22 protein-coding genes and 1 tRNA gene are annotated in these 18662 nt (G+C 66.9%); 10 read left to right on the forward strand and 13 right to left on the reverse strand.

Annotation, left to right across the window (positions count from 1 at the left end; genetic code table 11):
- Nucleotides 1-3 precede the first annotated feature (3 nt).
- The 4 genes from RYM47_RS14665 to RYM47_RS14680 all read left to right on the forward strand — a co-directional run bounded on the left by RYM47_RS14665 (nucleotide 4) and on the right by RYM47_RS14680 (nucleotide 2815).
- Nucleotides 4-711 (forward strand): hypothetical protein, encoded by a 708-nt coding sequence (locus tag RYM47_RS14665; protein WP_315388787.1) that lies wholly within the window; start codon nucleotides 4-6, stop codon nucleotides 709-711.
- Between the two features lie 26 nt (nucleotides 712-737).
- Nucleotides 738-1802, forward strand: a complete 1065-nt coding sequence (locus RYM47_RS14670) for a linear amide C-N hydrolase (RefSeq protein ID WP_315388788.1) — start codon at nucleotides 738-740, stop codon at nucleotides 1800-1802.
- A gap of 151 nt (nucleotides 1803-1953) precedes the next feature.
- Complete coding sequence (locus tag RYM47_RS14675; RefSeq protein ID WP_315388789.1) at nucleotides 1954-2151, forward strand: hypothetical protein; 198 nt, start codon at nucleotides 1954-1956, stop codon at nucleotides 2149-2151.
- A gap of 121 nt (nucleotides 2152-2272) precedes the next feature.
- Nucleotides 2273-2815: a DUF3011 domain-containing protein gene (locus RYM47_RS14680; protein ID WP_315388790.1), complete on the forward strand. Its 543-nt coding sequence runs from the start codon at nucleotides 2273-2275 to the stop codon at nucleotides 2813-2815.
- A 39-nt stretch (nucleotides 2816-2854) separates the two neighbouring features.
- Here RYM47_RS14680 and dxs read toward each other — a convergent pair whose 3' ends face one another.
- The 9 genes from dxs to RYM47_RS14725 form a co-directional block, all read right to left on the reverse strand.
- Nucleotides 2855-4747 (reverse strand): 1-deoxy-D-xylulose-5-phosphate synthase, encoded by a 1893-nt coding sequence (gene dxs, locus RYM47_RS14685; RefSeq protein WP_315388791.1) that lies wholly within the window; start codon nucleotides 4745-4747, stop codon nucleotides 2855-2857.
- A gap of 115 nt (nucleotides 4748-4862) precedes the next feature.
- Nucleotides 4863-5522: an HNH endonuclease gene (locus tag RYM47_RS14690; RefSeq protein ID WP_102944569.1), complete on the reverse strand. Its 660-nt coding sequence runs from the start codon at nucleotides 5520-5522 to the stop codon at nucleotides 4863-4865.
- 186 nt (nucleotides 5523-5708) lie between these two features.
- Complete coding sequence (locus tag RYM47_RS14695) at nucleotides 5709-7499, reverse strand: acyl-CoA dehydrogenase C-terminal domain-containing protein (protein WP_315388792.1); 1791 nt, start codon at nucleotides 7497-7499, stop codon at nucleotides 5709-5711.
- A gap of 36 nt (nucleotides 7500-7535) precedes the next feature.
- The gene (locus tag RYM47_RS14700) at nucleotides 7536-8021 is read right to left on the reverse strand and encodes an LEA type 2 family protein (RefSeq protein ID WP_315388793.1); all 486 of its coding nucleotides are present in this window, start codon (nucleotides 8019-8021) and stop codon (nucleotides 7536-7538) included.
- Between the two features lie 155 nt (nucleotides 8022-8176).
- Nucleotides 8177-8716, reverse strand: a complete 540-nt coding sequence (locus RYM47_RS14705) for a lipocalin family protein (protein WP_315388794.1) — start codon at nucleotides 8714-8716, stop codon at nucleotides 8177-8179.
- Nucleotides 8717-8795: 79 nt separating this feature from the next.
- A complete protein-coding gene (locus RYM47_RS14710; RefSeq protein WP_315388795.1) occupies nucleotides 8796-9272 on the reverse strand; it encodes a hypothetical protein in 477 nt (158 codons plus the stop codon).
- A gap of 90 nt (nucleotides 9273-9362) precedes the next feature.
- Nucleotides 9363-9438: transfer RNA gene (locus tag RYM47_RS14715), tRNA-Phe, on the reverse strand.
- Nucleotides 9404-9601: a hypothetical protein gene (locus tag RYM47_RS14720; RefSeq protein WP_146033401.1), complete on the reverse strand. Its 198-nt coding sequence runs from the start codon at nucleotides 9599-9601 to the stop codon at nucleotides 9404-9406. Before RYM47_RS14720 ends, RYM47_RS14715 begins: the two co-directional genes overlap by 35 nt.
- Nucleotides 9598-10773, reverse strand: a complete 1176-nt coding sequence (locus RYM47_RS14725) for a YbfB/YjiJ family MFS transporter (RefSeq protein ID WP_315388796.1) — start codon at nucleotides 10771-10773, stop codon at nucleotides 9598-9600. The genes RYM47_RS14720 and RYM47_RS14725 overlap by 4 nt, the downstream gene beginning before the upstream one ends.
- A 70-nt stretch (nucleotides 10774-10843) precedes the next feature.
- Between RYM47_RS14725 and RYM47_RS14730 the strand changes: the two genes are divergently transcribed.
- Entirely contained in the window at nucleotides 10844-11692 is an 849-nt protein-coding gene (locus RYM47_RS14730; protein WP_315388797.1) for a helix-turn-helix transcriptional regulator, read from the forward strand.
- Nucleotides 11693-11880: 188 nt separating this feature from the next.
- On the opposite strand, the gene RYM47_RS14735 is transcribed toward RYM47_RS14730, so the two are convergent.
- The 4 genes from RYM47_RS14735 to RYM47_RS14750 all read right to left on the reverse strand — a co-directional run bounded on the left by RYM47_RS14735 (nucleotide 11881) and on the right by RYM47_RS14750 (nucleotide 14569).
- A complete protein-coding gene (locus tag RYM47_RS14735) occupies nucleotides 11881-12921 on the reverse strand; it encodes a cupin domain-containing protein (protein WP_315388798.1) in 1041 nt (346 codons plus the stop codon).
- A gap of 72 nt (nucleotides 12922-12993) precedes the next feature.
- A complete protein-coding gene (locus RYM47_RS14740; protein ID WP_315388799.1) occupies nucleotides 12994-13512 on the reverse strand; it encodes a thioredoxin domain-containing protein in 519 nt (172 codons plus the stop codon).
- Nucleotides 13509-14018 carry a redoxin domain-containing protein gene (locus RYM47_RS14745; RefSeq protein WP_315388800.1) on the reverse strand — a complete coding sequence of 170 codons (510 nt, stop codon included), beginning with the start codon at nucleotides 14016-14018 and terminating at the stop codon, nucleotides 13509-13511. The genes RYM47_RS14740 and RYM47_RS14745 overlap by 4 nt, the downstream gene beginning before the upstream one ends.
- 32 nt (nucleotides 14019-14050) lie before the next feature.
- Complete coding sequence (locus tag RYM47_RS14750) at nucleotides 14051-14569, reverse strand: DNA starvation/stationary phase protection protein (protein WP_315388801.1); 519 nt, start codon at nucleotides 14567-14569, stop codon at nucleotides 14051-14053.
- 220 nt (nucleotides 14570-14789) lie between these two features.
- Between RYM47_RS14750 and RYM47_RS14755 the strand changes: the two genes are divergently transcribed.
- The 5 genes from RYM47_RS14755 to RYM47_RS14775 all read left to right on the forward strand — a co-directional run bounded on the left by RYM47_RS14755 (nucleotide 14790) and on the right by RYM47_RS14775 (nucleotide 18611).
- A complete protein-coding gene (locus tag RYM47_RS14755) occupies nucleotides 14790-16265 on the forward strand; it encodes an ATP-binding protein (protein WP_315388802.1) in 1476 nt (491 codons plus the stop codon).
- Nucleotides 16262-16918 carry a response regulator transcription factor gene (locus RYM47_RS14760; protein WP_315388803.1) on the forward strand — a complete coding sequence of 219 codons (657 nt, stop codon included), beginning with the start codon at nucleotides 16262-16264 and terminating at the stop codon, nucleotides 16916-16918. The genes RYM47_RS14755 and RYM47_RS14760 overlap by 4 nt, the downstream gene beginning before the upstream one ends.
- Nucleotides 16919-16980: 62 nt before the next feature.
- A complete protein-coding gene (locus RYM47_RS14765) occupies nucleotides 16981-17349 on the forward strand; it encodes a response regulator (RefSeq protein ID WP_315388804.1) in 369 nt (122 codons plus the stop codon).
- A 198-nt stretch (nucleotides 17350-17547) separates the two neighbouring features.
- A complete protein-coding gene (locus RYM47_RS14770; protein ID WP_315388805.1) occupies nucleotides 17548-18378 on the forward strand; it encodes an alpha/beta hydrolase in 831 nt (276 codons plus the stop codon).
- Between the two features lie 71 nt (nucleotides 18379-18449).
- Nucleotides 18450-18611, forward strand: a complete 162-nt coding sequence (locus tag RYM47_RS14775; protein WP_315388806.1) for a hypothetical protein — start codon at nucleotides 18450-18452, stop codon at nucleotides 18609-18611.
- Nucleotides 18612-18662 lie beyond the last annotated feature (51 nt).

The raw sequence follows: 18662 nt of genomic DNA on the forward strand, positions 1-18662 counted from the left end.
GATATGCGCGGTTGGTGGTTGTCGTGCCTGTTGTTGCCGTGCACCGCGTTCGCACAGGATGACTGGCAGCTCAGCGTGGTGCCCTATATCTGGGGCGCGAGCGTAAAGGCGGACGTGAATGCGCCGCCGCTGGCACCGATAACGGTGCACAAGTCCTTCAGCGATACCTTCCAGCACCTGGACATGGCAGCGATGGCCATCATCGACGCGCGCCGTGGACGCTGGGGAATACTCTCGGATTTCACCTGGGTCGATACCAGCGAAGACGCCATGGTGCCGCGTGTGGGGCTGCCTGCCACGCTTGAAACGCGCGTCGCCACGGCGGCGCTGATGGGGCACTACCGCTTCATCGATGAAGCCCGCTGGGGCCTGGATGCCATCGCCGGCGCGCGCTACTGGCACCTGCGCGGCAAGGTCGACGTGCCGGCGCTGGGACGCGGCGTCGATATTTCCCGCAACTGGGTCGACCCGGTGCTGGGTGTGCGGCTGGGCTGGACGTTGAGCGGGCGGCAGGGCATTACGGTCTGGGCGCTCGGCAGCGCCAGCGATGCGGTGCGCTGGGACCTGATGGCCAGCTACGGCGTGCGCATCACCGACCACGCCTGGCTGCGCGTGGGCTACCGCTACCTGGCCATGCGCCAGGTGACGCGTTACCTGGATTTCGATGGCGCGATGGCCGGCCCCGGGCTGGGCCTTGAATGGCGTTTCTAGGATTTCCCTGCACACGAGGTGTTGCCATGCGTTTTCCGCTGTCGTTGCGCCCTGCGTTGTTGGCCGTTGCACTGTCGCTGGTTGCCGCCCAGGCCGATGCCTGCACCCGGGTGGTGTACCTGGGCGCCAACGACGATGTGATTACCGCCCGTTCCATGGACTGGAAAGAAGACGTCGCCACCAATCTGTGGGTGTTCCCGCAGGGCATGAAACGGACCGGGCAGGCCGGGCCGAAATCGATCGAATGGACGTCGAAGTACGGGAGCGTGATCGCCAGCGGCTACGACATTTCCACCACCGATGGCCTGAATGAAAAGGGCCTCTCTGCCAATGTGCTGTGGCTGGTGGAGTCGCAGTACCCGCAGCACGGCAATGGCAAACCCGGCCTGGCGATTTCGCTGTGGGCGCAGTACGTACTGGACAACTTCGCCAGCGTGGCCGAAGCCGTGACGGCGCTGGAGCGCGAGCCCTATACGCTGGTAACCGACAAGCTGCCGGGCGAAGACCGTACGGCGACGTTGCACCTCTCGCTGTCCGATGCCAGTGGCGACAGCGCCATCATCGAATACATCGGCGGCAAGCAGGTGATCCACCATGACCGCAAATACCAGGTGATGACCAATTCGCCGGTGTTCGACCAGCAGCTGGCGTTGAATGCCTATTGGCAGCAGATTGGCGGCACGGTGATGCTGCCGGGCACCAACCGCGCGTCGGACCGGTTTACCCGGGCAAAGTTCTATATCAATGCCATTCCCAAGAGCGAGGATCCGCGCGTGGCGCTGGCCAGCGTGTTCAGCGTGATCCGCAACGTATCGGTGCCGTTCGGGATTACCACGCCGGAAGAGCCCAATATTTCCTCCACCCGCTGGCGAACCGTGGCCGACCACAAACGGAAACTGTATTTCTTCGAATCCGCGCTGACCCCGAATACCTTCTGGGTGGATCTCAACAAGGTCGATTTCAGCGCGGCCACCGGGCAGGTCCTGAAGCTGGATCTGGGCCCGGACCAGCGCAATGTATTCGCCGGCGATGCCTTGGCACAGTTCACACCCTCCAAACCATTCACCTTCCTGGGCACAGGTGGGCAGTAAATTCAGATTAATCCGATAGTTTGGCAGGCAGTCCGCGCGTATCTTTTCTCCAGCGCTGGGAAGGAACCCACGCCACGCAAGATCCCCCGCGATGCCGCTCGCCTGGAGCGCGCCTCGCCCCCGCAGGATGCCAACCGAGGCCGCACCGATGATGATCAAAGTGCAACACCAGGACCACCAATGGCAGGTCCTCCAGCCTGATGCTGCGCCGGTCCCCTTTGAAAGTGGCGCAACGGCCTTCGATTTTGCCAACGACCTGGCGCGCGCCCACCATGCCGAAACCGGCGACAGCAGCGCGGTCCGGGTGGAAGTGGGCGGGGCATTCGTGGACGCCATCCAGTACGACTGAGTTTCAGCTGCGCGTCGGCTTGTTGAATCGCGCCTGAAATAACCCCCTGCCGGCCTATAGGCGAAGTGCGGGATTTCGCTGATCCTGTGCCTATTCATCCACCGGCACGAGGAACACCGCAATGAAGCAGGCAACGCAGATCGGAATGTGGGCCCTCCTGCCGGTAGCCCTGATGGCCATGGCCGGCAGCGCGCATGCGCAGCGCTACGATGACCGTTACGACGACCGTTACAACGACGGCCCGGTGCGCTGCGAGTCCATCAAGAACCGTACCCAGCAGTGCCCGATCGACGGCCGCGCGCGCCTGGTGCGCCAGCTGTCCGGGTCGCCCTGCATTGAAGGCGACACCTGGGGCCAGGCGCGTAACGGGATATGGGTGACCCGCGGGTGCCGTGCCGAGTTCATCGCCGAACGCGGCCGTCCTTCGCATGGCGGTGGCTGGGGCAACAACGGCGGCGGTGGCTGGGGCGGTGGGCGCGGCCAGATCATCAGCTGCGATTCCAACGACCAGCGCATGCGCCGCTGCAACGTGAGCGTGCGCCGTGATGTGCGGTTGGTGCGCCAGACCTCACGCACGGCCTGTGTTGAAGGCCGTACGTGGGGTCACGACCGCGACGGCGTGTGGGTGAATGGCGGCTGCCGTGCGGAGTTTGAAGTGCGTTGACGGTAGAGGCCTGCCCCGTTGAGCGGGGCAGGCCCTGTATCACGCGGCTTGCGTGCTGGCGTTCGGCCAGCGCTTCAACACGGCGGCGCGAATACCGGCGGCGTCGATCCCGGCTTCGGCCAGCAGGTCTTCGCGGCTGGCATGGTGCTGGAAGCTGTCGGGCAGGCCCAGGTGCAGGAACGGGCGCAGCACGTCTTCGGCATTGAGCAGTTCGGCCACGCCGGAACCGGCGCCGCCGGCCACCACGTTGTCTTCGATGGTCACGAAGCCCTGGTGGGTCTTGGCCAGTTCCAGCAGCAGCGTGCGGTCCAGCGGCTTGATGAAGCGCATGTTGACTACGGTCAGGCCCAGCTCGCGGCCCACCGCTTCGGCCGCCGGCACGGTGCTGCCAAACGCCAGCAACGCAATGCGGCTGCCCTGCACGCGCAGGTCGGCCTTGCCGATCTCCAGCGTGGACAGGTCGGTACCGGCGTCCACGCCAGTGCCGCTGCCGCGCGGGTAACGCACCGCCGCCGGACCTTCGTAGTGCAGGCCGGTGCTGAGCATCTGGCGGCATTCGGCCTCGTCGGCCGGGGCCATCACCACCATGTGCGGCACGCAGCGCAGGAAGCTCAGGTCGAGGTTGCCGGCATGGGTGGCGCCGTCCGGGCCGACCACGCCGGCGCGGTCGATCGCGAACAGCACATCGAGCTTCTGCACCGCTACGTCATGCACCAGCTGGTCGTAGGCGCGCTGCAGGAAGGTGGAGTAGATCGCCACCACCGGCTTGGCGCCCTGGGTGGCCATGCCGGCGGCCAGGGTCACCGCGTGCTGCTCGGCGATGGCCACGTCGAAGTAGCGCTCCGGGTATTCCTTGCTGAAACGCACCAGGCCCGAACCTTCGCGCATGGCCGGGGTGATGCCGAGCAGGCGCGGTTCTGCGGCGGCGGCGTCGCACAGCCAGTCGCTGAACACGTCGGTGTAGGTGGGCTTCTTGACCCCGCCCTTGGACACCAGGCCCTTGTCCGGGTCGAACGGCCCCACGGCGTGGTAGCCGATCTGGTCGCCTTCGGCGCGCTCGTAGCCCTTGCCCTTGGTGGTCATCACGTGCAGCAGCTTCAGGCCCTTCAGGCCCTTGAGCGTCTTCAGCGTGGCCACCAGCGCGGGCACGTCGTGGCCGTCGATCGGGCCGGTGTAGTGGAACCCCATTTCCTCGAAGAAGGTGGAGGGCACGAACATGCCCTTCCAGTGTTCTTCCCAGCGCTTGACGAAGCGCGCCGAGGGCGACTTCTTCTTGTCGCCCAGGATTTTCTTGCCGCCCTCGCGCAGTGCATTGAGGGTGCGGCTGCCGGTGGCCCGGCCCAGGATCTTGGTGAGCCCGCCGACCGCCTCGGAGATCGACATGTTGTTGTCGTTGAGGATCACCAGCAGGTTCGGCTCGTTGTCCATGCCGCCGGCATGGTTGAGCGCTTCATAGGCCATGCCGGCGGTCATCGCGCCGTCGCCGATCACCGCCACCACGCGACGGTCGTCGCCTTCGCGCTGGCGCGCGATGGCCATGCCGAGTGCGGCGGAGATCGAGGTGGACGAGTGGCCGACCCCGAAGGTGTCGTACTCACTTTCCTCGCGCTTGGGGAACGGCGCTACGCCGTCCTTCTGCTTGACCGTATGGATCTGGTCGCGGCGGCCGGTGAGGATCTTGTGCGGGTAGGTCTGGTGGCCGACGTCCCAGATCAGCTGGTCGACCGGGGTCTGGTACAGGTAGTGCAGGGCCACGGTGAGTTCGATCACGCCCAGCCCGGCGCCGAAATGGCCGCCACTCTTGCCGACCGACTCGATCAGGTAGGCACGCAGTTCATCTGCAATGGCGGGCAGTTCGGATTCATCGAACCTGCGCAGGTCATCCGGGTTCTGGATGCGCGACAGGCGGGGATAGCGTGCGGAATCGATCATGTTTATCGCGCTTCTTCTCAAGCGCCTATTTTCGCCCCCAAACCGGGGTGGGGCAAGCAAACCGCTGTGCCGGTGAGCAAACAGTGAGGGTGCACTGCGACAGGTTGTCGCAGGCTCAGGCCGCCAGCTTGGAGCGTTTGGGCAGCTGCGCCTTCAGGAACGCCATCTGGTCGGCCAGGATGTTGCGGTTGGACAGGATCATGTGTTCGATCCAGCTGGGCCGGTAGGGCACCGCCAGCAGGGGCATGCCGGCCTGCTGCGGGGTCCGGTCGCTCTTGCGCGAGTTGCAGTGGAAGCAGGCGCTGACCACGTTCTCCCAGACGTCCAGGCCGCCCTTGGAGAGCGGCATGACGTGGTCGCGGGTCAGCTGCGGGCGGTGGAACTGCTGGCCGCAGTACATGCACAGGTGTGCGTCGCGCGCGAACAGGGCCTGGTTGGACAGGTTCGGAGTGGGGTCGATGGCACGCGAGCGGGCATGGCCGCGGGCGGCGATGATCGGGTGCAGGTCGATACCGCTCTGCAGGCCGGTCAGGCGGTTGATGCCGCCGTGGATGTGCAGGCAGGGGTCGCCCAGGGTCCAGGACACGGCGTCGCGCGAATAGAGGCACGCGGCGTCCTGCCAGGTGATCCAGTCGAGGACGCGGCCGTGGGCGTCCAGGGACAGCAACCGGACGCTGCCGGGCCGATGCAGCGTGGCGATCGGCGATACCTCGGCGACCGGGGCTGGCGAGGCTCCGGTATCGATCAGACCTAAGCGTGTAGTGTCTGTCTCCATCGGGAAAACAGCTTATACCGGATTCGTTGCAATTTGGGTATGGGCGAAGACGCCCATGCCCAAATTGCAACGAATCCGGTCCGGGGCATTCCTCCTATACCCCGCGCCGTTGGCGCGCCCCCTTTAACAAAAGGGGGCTTTTCTCCAGATACATGGCTGGGTTGCCGCCCTTCGGGCGGCACTTCTTTACTCCCCGAAGCGGGCGTCTTCCATTGCCATCAGCGAGTCTGCGCCGGCCTGGATGGCGGCGGCGTGGCTCAGGGTGCGCGGCAGCATCCGCGCGAAGTAGAACCGCGCGGTTTCAAGCTTGGCCTGCTTGAACGCGTCGCTCTGCCCCGATTCGCCGGCGGCGGCGACGCTGCGAGCCCACCAGTAGGCCAGCACCACGTAGCCGGAATAGAACAGGTAATCGAAGCTGGCCGCACCCAGTTCGTCCGGGTTGGCGGCCGCGCGCTGCAGGGTGGCCAGGGTCAGCTTGCCCCATTCGTCGGCCTTGGCGCGCAGCGGGGCGATGAACTCGGCCAGCGCGGGGTTGCCTTCGTTGGCCTTCGCGAACGCTTCGATCTCGGCCAGCATCAGCTTCAGCCCGGCGCCCTGGCTGGCGGCGGTCTTGCGGCCGATCAGGTCCAGCGCCTGGATGCCGGTGGTGCCTTCGTACAGGGTGGTGATGCGCGCATCGCGGGCCAGCTGCTCCATGCCGTGCTCACGGATGTAGCCGTGGCCGCCGAAGCACTGCAGGGCGTTGTAGGTGTTCTCGATCCCCCATTCGGTCTGGCAGGCCTTGGAGATCGGGGTGAGGAAGCTCACCAGGGTCTCGGCGCGCTCGCGCTCGGCGGAGTCTTCGGCGTGGTGGGCCACGTCGATCAGGGTGGCCGCATGCAGGGCCAGCAGGCGGCTGCCTTCGACCAGCGACTTGATCGAGAGCAGCATGCGGCGCACGTCCGGGTGGACCAGGATCGGGTCGGCCGGCTTCTCCGGGTTCTTCGGGCCGCTCAGCGAGCGCGACTGCAGGCGCTCGCGGGCGTACTTGAGCGCATTCTGGTAGGCACGCTCGCTCAGGCCGATGCCTTGCAGGCCGACACCCAGGCGCGCGGTGTTCATCATGGTAAACATCGCCTGCAGGCCCTTGTGCGGCTGGCCGACCAGGTAACCTTCGGCGCCGTCGAAGTTCATCACGCAGGTGACCGAACCCTTGATGCCCATCTTGTGTTCGATCGAACCGCAGCGCAGCGCATTGCGCTCGCCGACGTTGCCTTCGCGGTCGACCTTGAACTTCGGGGTGACGAACAGCGAAATGCCCTTGGCACCGGCCGGTGCGTCGGGCAGCTTGGCCAGCACCAGGTGCACGATGTTGTCGGTGAGGTCGTGCTCGCCGGCGGTGATGAAGATCTTGGTGCCGGTGATGGCGTAGCTGCCGTCGGCATTGGGTTCGGCCTTGGTCTTGAGCAGGCCCAGGTCAGTGCCGCAATGCGGTTCGGTCAGGCACATGGTGCCGGTCCAGCGGCCTTCGATCAGCGGCTTGAGGAAGGCGTCCTGCTGCCACGCTTCGCCATGCTGCTTGAGCGCTTCAATGGCGCCGTGCGAGAGCAGGGGGAAGTTGCCCCAGGCCAGGTTGGCGGCGTTGATCATTTCGTTGAGCGGCACGCCCAGGGTGTGCGGCAGGCCCTGGCCGCCCAGTTCCGGCGCGGCGGTCAGGCCGGTCCAGCCACCGTCGACGAACTGCGTGTAGGCCTGCTTGAAACCGGGCGGGGTGGTCACTTCGCCGCTGGCCTGGTCGAGCACGCAGCCGATTTCATCGCCCACGCTGTTGAGCGGCGCCAGCACGCTGCCGCTGAAGCGGCCGGCTTCTTCCAGCACCGCGTCGACCACGTCGGGCGTGGCGTCGGCAAAGCCCAGGCGGGCGAACAGCGACTCCACCTTCAGCACGTCGTGCAGGGCGAAGCGGATATCGGAAAGCGGGGCGGTGTAGCTGCTCATCGTCAGGTCTCGATCAGATGCAGAAAAGTAGGGAAATCAGCGCAGCACGCCGGGCAGGCCCGGGGCCTGGTTGAGGGTGCTGCGGTTGTCGATGTCGAAGCTGCGCTGCTTCTTTTCCTGCGGGGTCGCGGCAACGGTGCCCTTGAGCGAATAGGCCAGGGTGCGGTTGCCGGCCAGTGCGTCGGCGACCACGATGCGCGCGGCCGAGGAGGGCTGCAGTTCGACGTTGATGACGTCGGCGGAAACGCCGCCGATGGAAATGCCCGGGCGCGCAGCCACCTTGCCGGCGTCCTGGTCGCCCACCTGCATCTGCAGGTCCACGCTGTCGAACGTCATCGGCATGGAACTGAAGTTCTGCAGGCGCAGGGCCAGCGTCCAGTTGCCATTGGCGCCCACGGTCAGTTGTTGCACGCTGGCCGCCGGCGGCGAGACGCGCTTGACGTTGCTGCTGCAGGCGGCCAGGCCCACGGCGATGCCGGCCAGCAGGGCCACGGTGAGGGCGGGGCGGAGGCGATGGAACATGGGCGAAAGTCCTCTTGCAGGTATGAGCATACTACGGCGTATGGTGGTTGTGCAGATGTGCATCAATGGTAGAGCCACGCTCTGTGTGGCTGAATTCGTTGGGGTGGCACGCACCGCCTGGCAGCCACGCAGGGCGTGGCTCTACCGGCCCAAGGTCAATCCACGGGCGCCATCACCTTCAGCGGCCCGAGGTCATACCCCATCGCTTCGGCCTTGGCCTTCAGGCTGGCGAGCAGCGTGGCATCCATGCTCGGCGAGCGCGACAGGATCCACAGGTACTTTCGGTCCGGGTCGCCTACGACCGCCCATTGGTAGTCCGGGTCCAGCGCGATCACCCAGTAATCGGCCCAGACCAGCGGCACCCAGGCCAGCCAGTCGGGGACGAAACGCACCTGCAGCTGGCCGGGTTCGCCTTCGACCGGGCGCGCCACGCCCTCGGCGGCGATGCGCTCGCCGTCGCCGGTGCGGCAGGCGTTGTACACGCTGATCCGGCCGTCGCCACGCAACGCGTAGGTGGCGGTGATGTCGCCCACGCACTTCTTCTGGAAGGACACCGGCAGGTGCGCGATCTCATGCCACTGCCCGGCGTAGCGGCCCATGTCCAGCGCCGGCACCGAACGCACCGGTTCCACTGCGTGGGCAGCAAGGCTGGCCAGCAGCAGGCCGGTGGCGAGCAGGGCAGGGCGAAGGCGCATGAACGGGTCTCCCGACAGGAGGCCCGAGCTTAGGGGGCGGCGCGCAGTCAGGTGTAAAGGTTTTGTCAGGCGCGTCGGGTCAGGGCGCGAACTGCACCTGGCGCGGGTCGTACACCTGGACCTGGGTCTGGTAGTAATACTTGCCGGTGGGCTTGCCTTCGGTGGTGAAGTCGATCCGGGTGCGGCGCGCCGTTCCCTTTACCAGCAGGCGACGGTTGACCAGCCGCTCAAGCGGCATGCCCAGCTGCTTTTGCAGTGCTTCGCGCTGCGCCGCGTCCATCGATACGTTCAGCGCGAGCTGGTGGCGATAGTCATGTTCGCTGTTGAGGTAGAGGCGGTGTTCGGTGACGTCGGTGTTCTTGACGGTGAACACGAACGTGCCACTGATGCCGCGCTGCGGATCTTCGTTGACTGCGAATACCGCTTCGGCAGGGGTGATCCAACCAGGCACCATTGGCGCCATCGGCGCAACCGGCGGCTTCGGTGCGGTCATCGTCGTCTGGTGCGCGCAACCGGCGGTGAGCAGCAACAACGGCAGAAGTACAGTAATACGCATGAGACATCCTTGTTCAATGACGGTGCCTGTATTGTGCTGAATATTCCGCGCAAAAAAAAAGACCCGCATTTCTGCAGGTCTTTAAAATCATGGTGGCCGAGGACGGAATCGAACCGCCGACACGGGGATTTTCAATCCCCTGCTCTACCAACTGAGCTACTCGGCCACTTCATCGCTGCGTTGCCGCTGGCGAGGACGCGAATAATACGTAGGTCTGCAGGGTTCGGCAAGCTTTTCATGGAAAAAATTTCACATTCGTTGCTGCGGGCCTGCAAGGCGCGCTTAAGTGCTTGATCGCTGGTACGCAGCGCGCATGAATCGACGTTCATGCGCGTTGGTCGTGCATCGCCGCCAGCAACACGATGCCGATCGCCATGAAGATCGCTGCCAGCAGCAGCGACGCCTGATAGCTGCCGCTGCTCCGCGCCAGGGTGCCAGCCAGCGCGGGTGCCAGGATCTGGGCCACGCCGTAGCTGAGGGTAAGGTTGGCCATCGCCTTGGCTGGGTTGTGTGGGTAGTGGCGCCCGACCACGGTGAGGGTGAGGCTGACGATGCCGGCGAAGGTCAGCCCGAACAGCAGGGCGCTGCCCATGCCGGCGGCCAGGCCGTCGTCCAGCAGCGGCAGCACGAACGAAGCGGCCTGCAGGGCGAAGGCGAGCATCAGGGCGCGGATCAGGCCGAGCCGGGCGGCGATGCGGTCCCAGGCGAAGGTCGAGGGCACGGCGGCCAGCCCCACCAGCACCCATACCGCGCTGCCATGCCCACGGAACGCGGCGGTCTGTTCGAGGATCGCGACGATAAAGGTGGCGCTGACCACGAAGCCGACCCCGGCGCAGAAGTAGGCGGCGATGAGCAGGCGGCGCCAGCGCTGGCTGGGCGGGGGTGGGGCCTGGGCGGCGTTGTGGGCGGAGGTGGGGGTCGGGCGGGGCATCCAGGCCCAGGCCGGTATCAGGAACACGACCCCGAGCAGGCCGAGCCAGACCCACTGCGCGCTGGAGCTGGCATGCCCGGCCAGCAGCCCGGTGGCCACGCCGGAGACCACGATGCCCAGCCCCAGCCCGGCGAAGTGCAGGCCGAGCCGTGGGCGATGCTGGTGGGCCAGCAGCCAGTTGAGCACCAGCCCGGACGCCAGCAGCAGCCCGGCGGTGCTGGACAGGCCGGCCACGAAGCGCAGCAGGCTCCACAGCCAGGTCTGGGTGGTGACGCCCATTAGTGCGGTGGCGCCGACTGCCAGCAGCAGGCCGATCCGGTAGAAGCGGAACTTCTGCTGCATGTCGCCGACCCGCGCGGCCAGGAGGGTGCCAGACAGGTAGCCCAGGTAATTGAAGGTCGCCAGCCAGCCGCCCTGCGCGGCGCTGAGCCCGGCATCCACGCGCATCAGGGGCAGCAGCGGGGTGTAGGCGAAGCGGGCCAGGCCGACGGTGAGCACCAGCGCGCAGATGCCGGCGCCGATGACCTTCCAGGGTTTGAGGGAAGCGGGGAGTGGGGTGGGGGCGGGCATTGGCGCGACCGGGGGAAGGTGGGGTCATCCTCAGTCAGACCGGTGCGGCTGTCTTTCGATAGAATGCCGCATGATGTCGACCACTCGCCACGCTCCTGCGGCCACGCCCGACGGCCTCTGGAAAGAGGTGCCGGTGCCGCCACTGCGCACGCTGCCGTGGCCGGTGGTGGCGCGCAGCCAGCAACTAGCGGCCGGCGAGCGCTTTCCGCCGCACGCGCATGACTGGAACCAGGTGGTGTTTGCGACTGAGGGCGTGCTGCAGGTGACCGCGCGCAACGCGCGCCACGTGATCACACCGCAGCAGGCGCTGTGGGTGCCGACCGGGATGGTGCACCACACCGGTGCGGTGAGTGCGGCGGCGTTCCGCAATCTGTATGTGGCTGACGATCCGGCACTCGGCATGCCGGACCGCTGTGCGGTTCTGGATGTCACGCCGTTGCTGCGTGAGTTGATCGTGGAACTGGGGCAGGTAAGGCCCGAAGACGATACGGAGTACTACGTCCATCTTTGTGCGCTGGTCATTGCTCAATTGCGTCGCCAGCGCCAGCACGTGCGGCATCTGCCATGGCCGCAGGACGCGCGGCTGCAGCGCTGGTGCCAGGCGCTGCACGACCAACCGGCCGATGCGCGCACCGTGGAGGAATGGGCAGGCGTGCTTGGCGCATCGCCGCGCACGTTGGCGCGGCACTTCGAGCGTGAAACTGGAATGAGCCTGCGAGCCTGGCGCACGCGGATGCGCTTGTTGCGCGCGATTGAGTGGCTGGTGCAGGGGCGTTCGCCGACGACGATTGCGCATGAGCTGGGCTACGCCTCAGCCTCGGCGTTCAATTACATGTTCCGCGTTGAGATGGGGATGAGTCCCTTGCAGTGGAGGCGCGGTAGGGCCGGTTCCCAAACGGCCGCCGACCGTATTCGGTGATGCATTGACGCATGGGCCCAACACCGTGCGCGCTGTTGGCGAAAACGCGTCTCCGTTCGAGGTCATGCCCCATCGGTCGTGGCGGAGTTATCGGCGGTCGATTGGGATGCGACCCTACCAAGGCGCTGCCTGCCCCGAGAAGTACGGTATCGCCGCGATGCATGCCGCCCGCCACAGGATGTGCGGCATCACCGGGATACCGGATCCAACGCATTCCGGCGCGCCACGATCAACGGGTCGTGTACGGTGCGCGGGAAGGTGGGCAGCGCGGCGGCGTCCACGCCGAACGTGGCGGCCAGTACGCCGGGCGCGAACGCGGTGGCGGCCAGCCGGTAGCCGACGTCGCCCGGCGTGGGCTGGTCGAAGAACACCAGGAAATGCACGTCCTCGCCCAGTACTTCGATCTGGTGCGGGTAAGCGCGGGGGATGAAGTACACATCGCCCGGCTGCAGCAGGTAGGTGTCCACCGAGCCGTCGGGGTCGAGGATGCTCATCCGTGCCTGGCCGCGATGCACGTAACCCAGCTCCGCCGTCTCCGGGTGCCAGTGCGGCTCGCGCATGCCGTCGTCGGCAATGCGCAACGAGTACATCGAGAGGTTGCGCAACGCCGGCCAGAATTGCGTGCGCGACACCCGCGCCTGGCCGTACGGAAAGTCGACCGGCGGCGACTGCGCTTCGATGTCGAAGCGATGCGGGTCGGCGCGGTCGGCCTCGTCCGGTACCACCGGCGGTCCGCTGCGCTTCACCAGGTACGGCGAACCGGTGTCGCGGGGCAGGGTGCTGAAGGCGACGCTGTCCATGTCGTAGGTGTTGCCCAGTACCGCGTCGGACATCGCACCGAACGCGGCGTGCAGCGAAAAGTCCTGCGGCCGTTCATGGCCGAACACGATCACCAGCTCGGCACTGTCATCGCCGATGTTCTCGATGGCGTGCAGCGCGCCGCTCTCGATGTGGAACATCTCACCAGCGCGCACGCGCAGCGTGCTGACTGCATCGGCATTGCCCACGATGGTGATGAGCACGCTGCCGGCCAGCACGTAGCCCAGCTCGTTGGCGTTGGCATGCCAGTGCGGTTCGCGGATGCTGCCGGGTGCCAGCAGCATGCGCTTGATCGACATCCTTTCCAGCAACGGAAAGTCGTCGGCGTTGAGCCGGCGGATCGAACCCAGGGCGTCGTCATGGACCGTGGTGGCCGTCCATAACGACCGGACGTGGCGGGATGCGGACATTGCAGGATCCTATGCAGGTGCCGGCGCGCCCGGGTGGGGGAGGGGCGTGCCCCGGCGCGCCGGCGTAACAGGTCAGGCCAGTTCGGTCATGTATTCGATCAGGCTGTCCACATCGACCGGGCCGTCGTAACGCTCGCCGTTGATGAACAGGCACGGTGTCCCGTTCACGCCGCTGCGCACGCCGCCCATGAAGTCGGTCTCGATCCGATGATCGAAGGCACCGTTGTCGGCGGCGTCGAGCAGCGCCTTGTTCAAGCCGAGCTCGCTGGCATAAGCCTTCAGATCGTCCGGGCCCAGCGCGTCCTGGCGCGCGTAAAGCAGGTCATGCGCTTCCCAGAATTTCCCGCCCTCGGCAGCGGCTTCGGCAAAGCGCGCGGCAGCCAGGGCGTTCGGGTGGCTTTCGGTAATGGGGAAATTGCGGAACACGAAGCGCATCCGCTTGCCCATGGCCCGCTGCACCGCCTTGAGTACGGGGTACGCCGCGCCGCAGTACGGGCACTGGTAGTCGCCATACTCAACCAGGGTGATCGGTGCGTCGCGCGCGCCCTGGCTGTGGTCGTTCGCGCTGACGGCGATGGACAGTCCTTTCATGATGATGCTCCTGCAGGAAGTAAGGCGGTGGAGGGAAGCTGCGCCAACGCTTCGAGGATGCCGTCGGCGCCGGGATTGATCCCCAAAGGAGAGATGTAGCGCCAGCGCACGATGCCGTCGGCGTCGATCACGAACAGCGCCCGTTCGCATACGCCGTCCTGCTCGCGATAGGCGCCGTAACGACGGGCCACCTCGCCCTTGGGTTCGAAGTCGGCCAGCAGTGGGAAGTGCAGGTGGCGCTCCCCGGCAAACGCGGCATGGCACCACACCCCGTCCACCGAGATGCCGACCAGCTGCGCGCCGCTGCGCTGGAATTCGGGCAGCAGCTGGTTGTACAGCGCCAGCTGGTCGCCGCAGACCGGGCTCCAGTCGGCAGGGTAGAACGCCAGGATCACCGGGTGGCCGCGCAGTTCGTCCAGGCTCAGACGCTGGTCAGGGGTGGCGGGCAGCTGGAACGGCGGGGCGGGGGCGCCCACCGGTGCGGCGCTGCGTGAAGCATTGTTCATGGCGAACTCCTGCGGGGGGAAGGAAACGCGGCTCAGCGGGTGGGGCGGGTGCTTTCGAACAGGAACCAGCTGCGGCCTTCGGCCTCGTCGATCCAGTTTTCGATCAGGCTGGCGGTGGCCACGTCGTTGTGCGTGTCGCAGACCTCGTGCGTGGCGCGCAGGAACTGGACCAGGCGGCGGTTGTCGTCGGCCAGTTCGGCCAGCATGTCCTGCGGGGTCACGTAGTCGGCATCGTTGTCGAGCAGGCGCTGGATACGGTGGATCTGCCCGATCGAGCGCAGCGTGGTACCGCCGACCTTGCGCGCCCGCTCGGCAATGGCGTCGGTGGTGGCGTAGATCTGATCGCCCTGTTCGTCCAGCATCAGGTGGTAGTCGCGGAAGTGCGGCCCGGACATGTGCCAATGGAAGTTCTTGGTCTTCAGGTACAGCGCGAACACATCGGCCAGCAGCACGGTGAGCGCGCCGACGATGTCCTTGCCAGCCTGCTGGCTGAGGTCGGACGGGGTGCGCAGCGGGGCGGTCTGGCGTGCCTGCGGGGAAAGCTCGTTCATGGCGGGTCTCGGTAGCTGGGGTGGTGGGCCCGGTCCGCTGGCAGCGCGGGTGGGCCGACGGATCCAGACTAGGCAGGGGCGCGCGGCGCCGGTATTGCGCCATCGTTTTCCCGGTTCATACGTTGGTTTGGGCCGGGCGCCGGCGCATCCCTCTTTTGAGGGATCAACCGGGCGCAAGGGCGGGGGATACTGGGCCCATCCCACCGAAGGTGACTGCGCGATGCCCGCCGGCCAGACCGTGCCCAGCCCCCGCCCCGAGCGCGCGCGCGTCGTCGGGGCCTCGCCGCGTCGCCGTATCCTGTTCAGGGGGGCGGCCGCGCTGCTGACGCTGGGCATCTTCCTGGTCGATGTGCTCAGCACGCTCGAAGGTGCGGTGGCGGTGCTGTACGTAGTAGCGGTGCTGCTGGTGGCGCGCACCGGGCGGCGCGCCGACATCGTGATCGCGGCGGTGGCCGGCATCGTGCTTACCGTGGTGGCGTATGTGGATTCGCACGGGGTGAACCATGTCGGCGCGCAGACCTTCCGCGCGCTGGTGAGCCTGGCGGCAATCGGCATCACCGCGCTGCTGGCGCTTCAGCATCAACATGCCATGCAGCGCCTGCGTGGCCAGGCGATGCTGCTGGACCTGTCGCACGACATGATCTTCGTGCGCGACCGCAGTGGCGTGATCACGTTCTGGAACCGCACCGCCGCGCAGTTGTACGGGTGGTCCGCAGACGAGGCCATCGGCCAGGTGGCCGACACGCTGCTGTCCACCCGCTACCCGGAAGCGCGCGAGGCCGTGGAGGCCGCGCTGCTTGAACACGGCAGCTGGGAAGGCACGCTGGAACAACGCACCCGTGAGGGACAGTGGCGCGTGCTGGACAGCCGCTGGGTGATCCAGCGCGATGGACAGGGGCGGGCCGTGGGGGTGATGGAAACCCATACCGATGTCACCGAGCGCCGCAAGGCCGAGGATGCAGCGCTGCGCGCGCAGGCCGAGCTGGCCCATGCAACCCGCGTGGCCACGCTCGGCGAACTGGCGGCCACGCTCGCGCATGAGGTCAACCAGCCATTGATGGCGGTGGTGACCAACGGCGAGGCCGGCCTGCGCTGGTTGCACCGCGACAGCCCGGATCTGCAGGAAGTGGATGCGGCGATCAACCGCACCGTAGGCGAGGCGCGCCGCGCCAGCGAGATCGTCAAGCGGGTGCGTGCATTCCTGGCCAAGCGCAGTACGCCCCGCGAGGCGCTGGACACGGCGACCCTGATCGACGACGCGGTGCGCCTGGTGCAGCACGAACTCAACCGCGAAGCGGTGCAGCTGCGCGTAGCCGTGGCTGGCAACCTGCCGCCGTTGCACGGCGATGCGGTGCAGCTGCAACAGGTGCTGGTGAACCTGCTGATCAACGCCAGCCAGGCGATGGCCGGCCAGGAGGCCGCGCGCCAGTTGCAGGTGGACGCGCGCGCGGGCGAGCCGGGCGAGGTGGTCATCAACATCACCGACAGTGGTCCCGGCATTCCCGAGGACCACCTGGACACGTTGTTCAAACCCTTCTTCACCACCAAGCCGCAGGGCATGGGCATGGGGCTGGCGATCTGCCGATCCACCGCCGAAGCGCACGGCGGGCAGCTGTCGGTCGACAACGCGCCCGGCCGTGGCGCCCGCTTCCGGCTGGTGTTGGCCACCCCCAACCCTGAAGGCATGCCGTCATGAGCCCAGCCACTCCCCAACGCGGTTCCACCGTGCCGTCCGGGCCCCTGGTCGTGGTGGTTGACGACGACGCGGCCGTGCGCGAGGCGCTGGACAGCCTGCTGCGCTCTGTCGGCCTGCAGACCCGGGTGCTGGGATCGCCGGCCGAGCTGTTGCAGGCAGCGTTGCCGGACGTGCCCGGCTGCATCGTGCTGGATGTGCGCCTGCCCGGCATCAGCGGCCTGGACCTGCAGGGCCAGCTCGCCGCGCAGGGCATCCACCTGCCGATCGTGTTCATGACCGGGCATGGCGACATCCCGATGACGGTGCGCGCGATGAAGGCCGGCGCGGTCGACTTCCTGTCCAAGCCGTTCCGCGACCAGGACATGCTGGATGCGGTGAGCGCGGCAATCGAGCGGGACAGCCGCCGTCGCCAGGACAGTGCCGCGCGCATTGCGCTGGACGCGCGCTACGCGACCCTGACCCCGCGCGAGCGTGAGGTGATGGCGCACGTGGTGGCTGGGCTGATGAACAAACAGGTGGCCGGTGAGCTGAATCTCAGCGAGATCACGGTGAAGATCCATCGCGGCAACGTCATGCGCAAGATGGGCGTGCGCGCGCTGGCCGACCTGGTGCGGCAGGCGGAAGCGCTCGGCGTGGGGCACTCGCCCGCCTGAGGGCGCAGGCCCAAACCTGTGTATGGTTCCCGCGCGCCGGCGGATCGGGCGAAAATGGCGCCATGAAGCCGATCTACCGCATTGCCATCGTTGACGACGATGACGGCGTGCGCCAGTCCCTCTCGAGCCTGGTACGCGCGCTGGGCCACGAGGTGCGCACCTATCCCTCCGCCACCGCCTTCCTCACCGACGACGGCGACGCGCCGGACTGCCTGCTCACCGACATCCAGATGCCGCAGATGGACGGCGACCAGCTGCAGGCCGAGCTGCTGGCCCGTGGCTGCACCTACCCGATGATCTTCATGACCGGATTCCCCAACGACGCCCTGCGCGCCCGCGTGATGGCACGCGGCGCCCGCGCGTTCCTGGTCAAGCCGGTGGATGGCGACGCCATGGCGCGCTGCCTGGCCGAAGCGCTGGGTATCCCATGACGCCGGCGGGGTGAGGTAGGGTCGGTTCCCAAACGACCGCCGACCAGAATGATCCGTGCGACGAACGCATGACCCAGATCGGCAGCCGCTCGCCATCCATACCTCGGTATGAGCCAGCGACCCAAGCGTACGATGTCGCGCCCAATCGCCTCCACCTAGTCTGTCCCTGCAGTCCCCACCACTCCAGGAGCAGCACCGATGAGCATCCTCACCACCGCCGACGGCGTCGAGATTTTCTACAAGGACTGGGGCCCGAAAGGCGCCCAGCCCATCGTCTTCCACCATGGCTGGCCGTTGTCCAGCGACGACTGGGACGCCCAGCTGCTGTTCTTCCTCGCCAAGGGCTACCGCGTGGTCGCCCACGACCGCCGCGGCCACGGACGCTCAGCACAGGTCAGCGAAGGCAACGACATGGACCACTATGTCGCCGATGCGGCCGCAGTCGCCGACCATCTGGACCTGAAGAACGCCGTGCATATCGGCCACTCCACCGGCGGTGGCGAAGTGGCGCGCTACGTGGCCAAGGCGGCGCCAGGCCGTGTTGCCAAGGCGGTGCTGATCAGCGCCGTGCCGCCGATCATGCTGCAGACCCCGGCCAACCCGGGCGGGCTGCCGTTGTCGGTGTTCGACGGCTTCCGCGCCCAGCTGGCGCAGAACCGCGCACAGTTCTACCTGGACCTGGCCAGCGGTCCGTTCTACGGCTTCAATCGCGCCGGTGCCGCCGTGTCGGAAGGCACCATCCGCAACTGGTGGCGGCAAGGCATGACGGGCAGCGCGCAGGCGCATTACGAAGGCATCAAGGCGTTCTCGGAGACCGACTTCACCGAGGACCTGAAGGCGATCACGGTGCCGACCCTGGTGCTGCATGGCGATGACGACCAGATCGTGCCGATCGCCGACGCCAGCCTGCTGACCATCAAGCTGCTGACGCAGGGCACCCTGAAGGTTTTCCCGGGCTACCCGCACGGCATGTGCACCACCCATGCCGATGCGATCAACGCGGAACTGCTGGCGTTCGTCGAAGGTTGACCCCTGCGTCACGCGCCAATGGCTAGGTTGTGGCCATGCCCAGACGGGGCTGGCCACAACGAGCGCGCACCATGACCACCGAAAAACAGCCCGGCAAGCAGCAGGGCGTCAACGAGGCCCAGCAGGACCGCAAGCAGGACGAGGTCGCCAAGACCCGCCAGGGCCAGACCGACGAGCAGATCCGCGAGTCCGAAAGCCGCCGTCCGCCGACCAAGGACAACCCCGACGCGTGACACAATCGGCGTACCACCGCTGCTTCCAAGGGTTGTACGCCGATGACACAC

The organism is uncultured Stenotrophomonas sp. (assembly GCF_963519125.1).
Taxonomy (GTDB): Bacteria; Pseudomonadota; Gammaproteobacteria; order Xanthomonadales; family Xanthomonadaceae; genus Stenotrophomonas.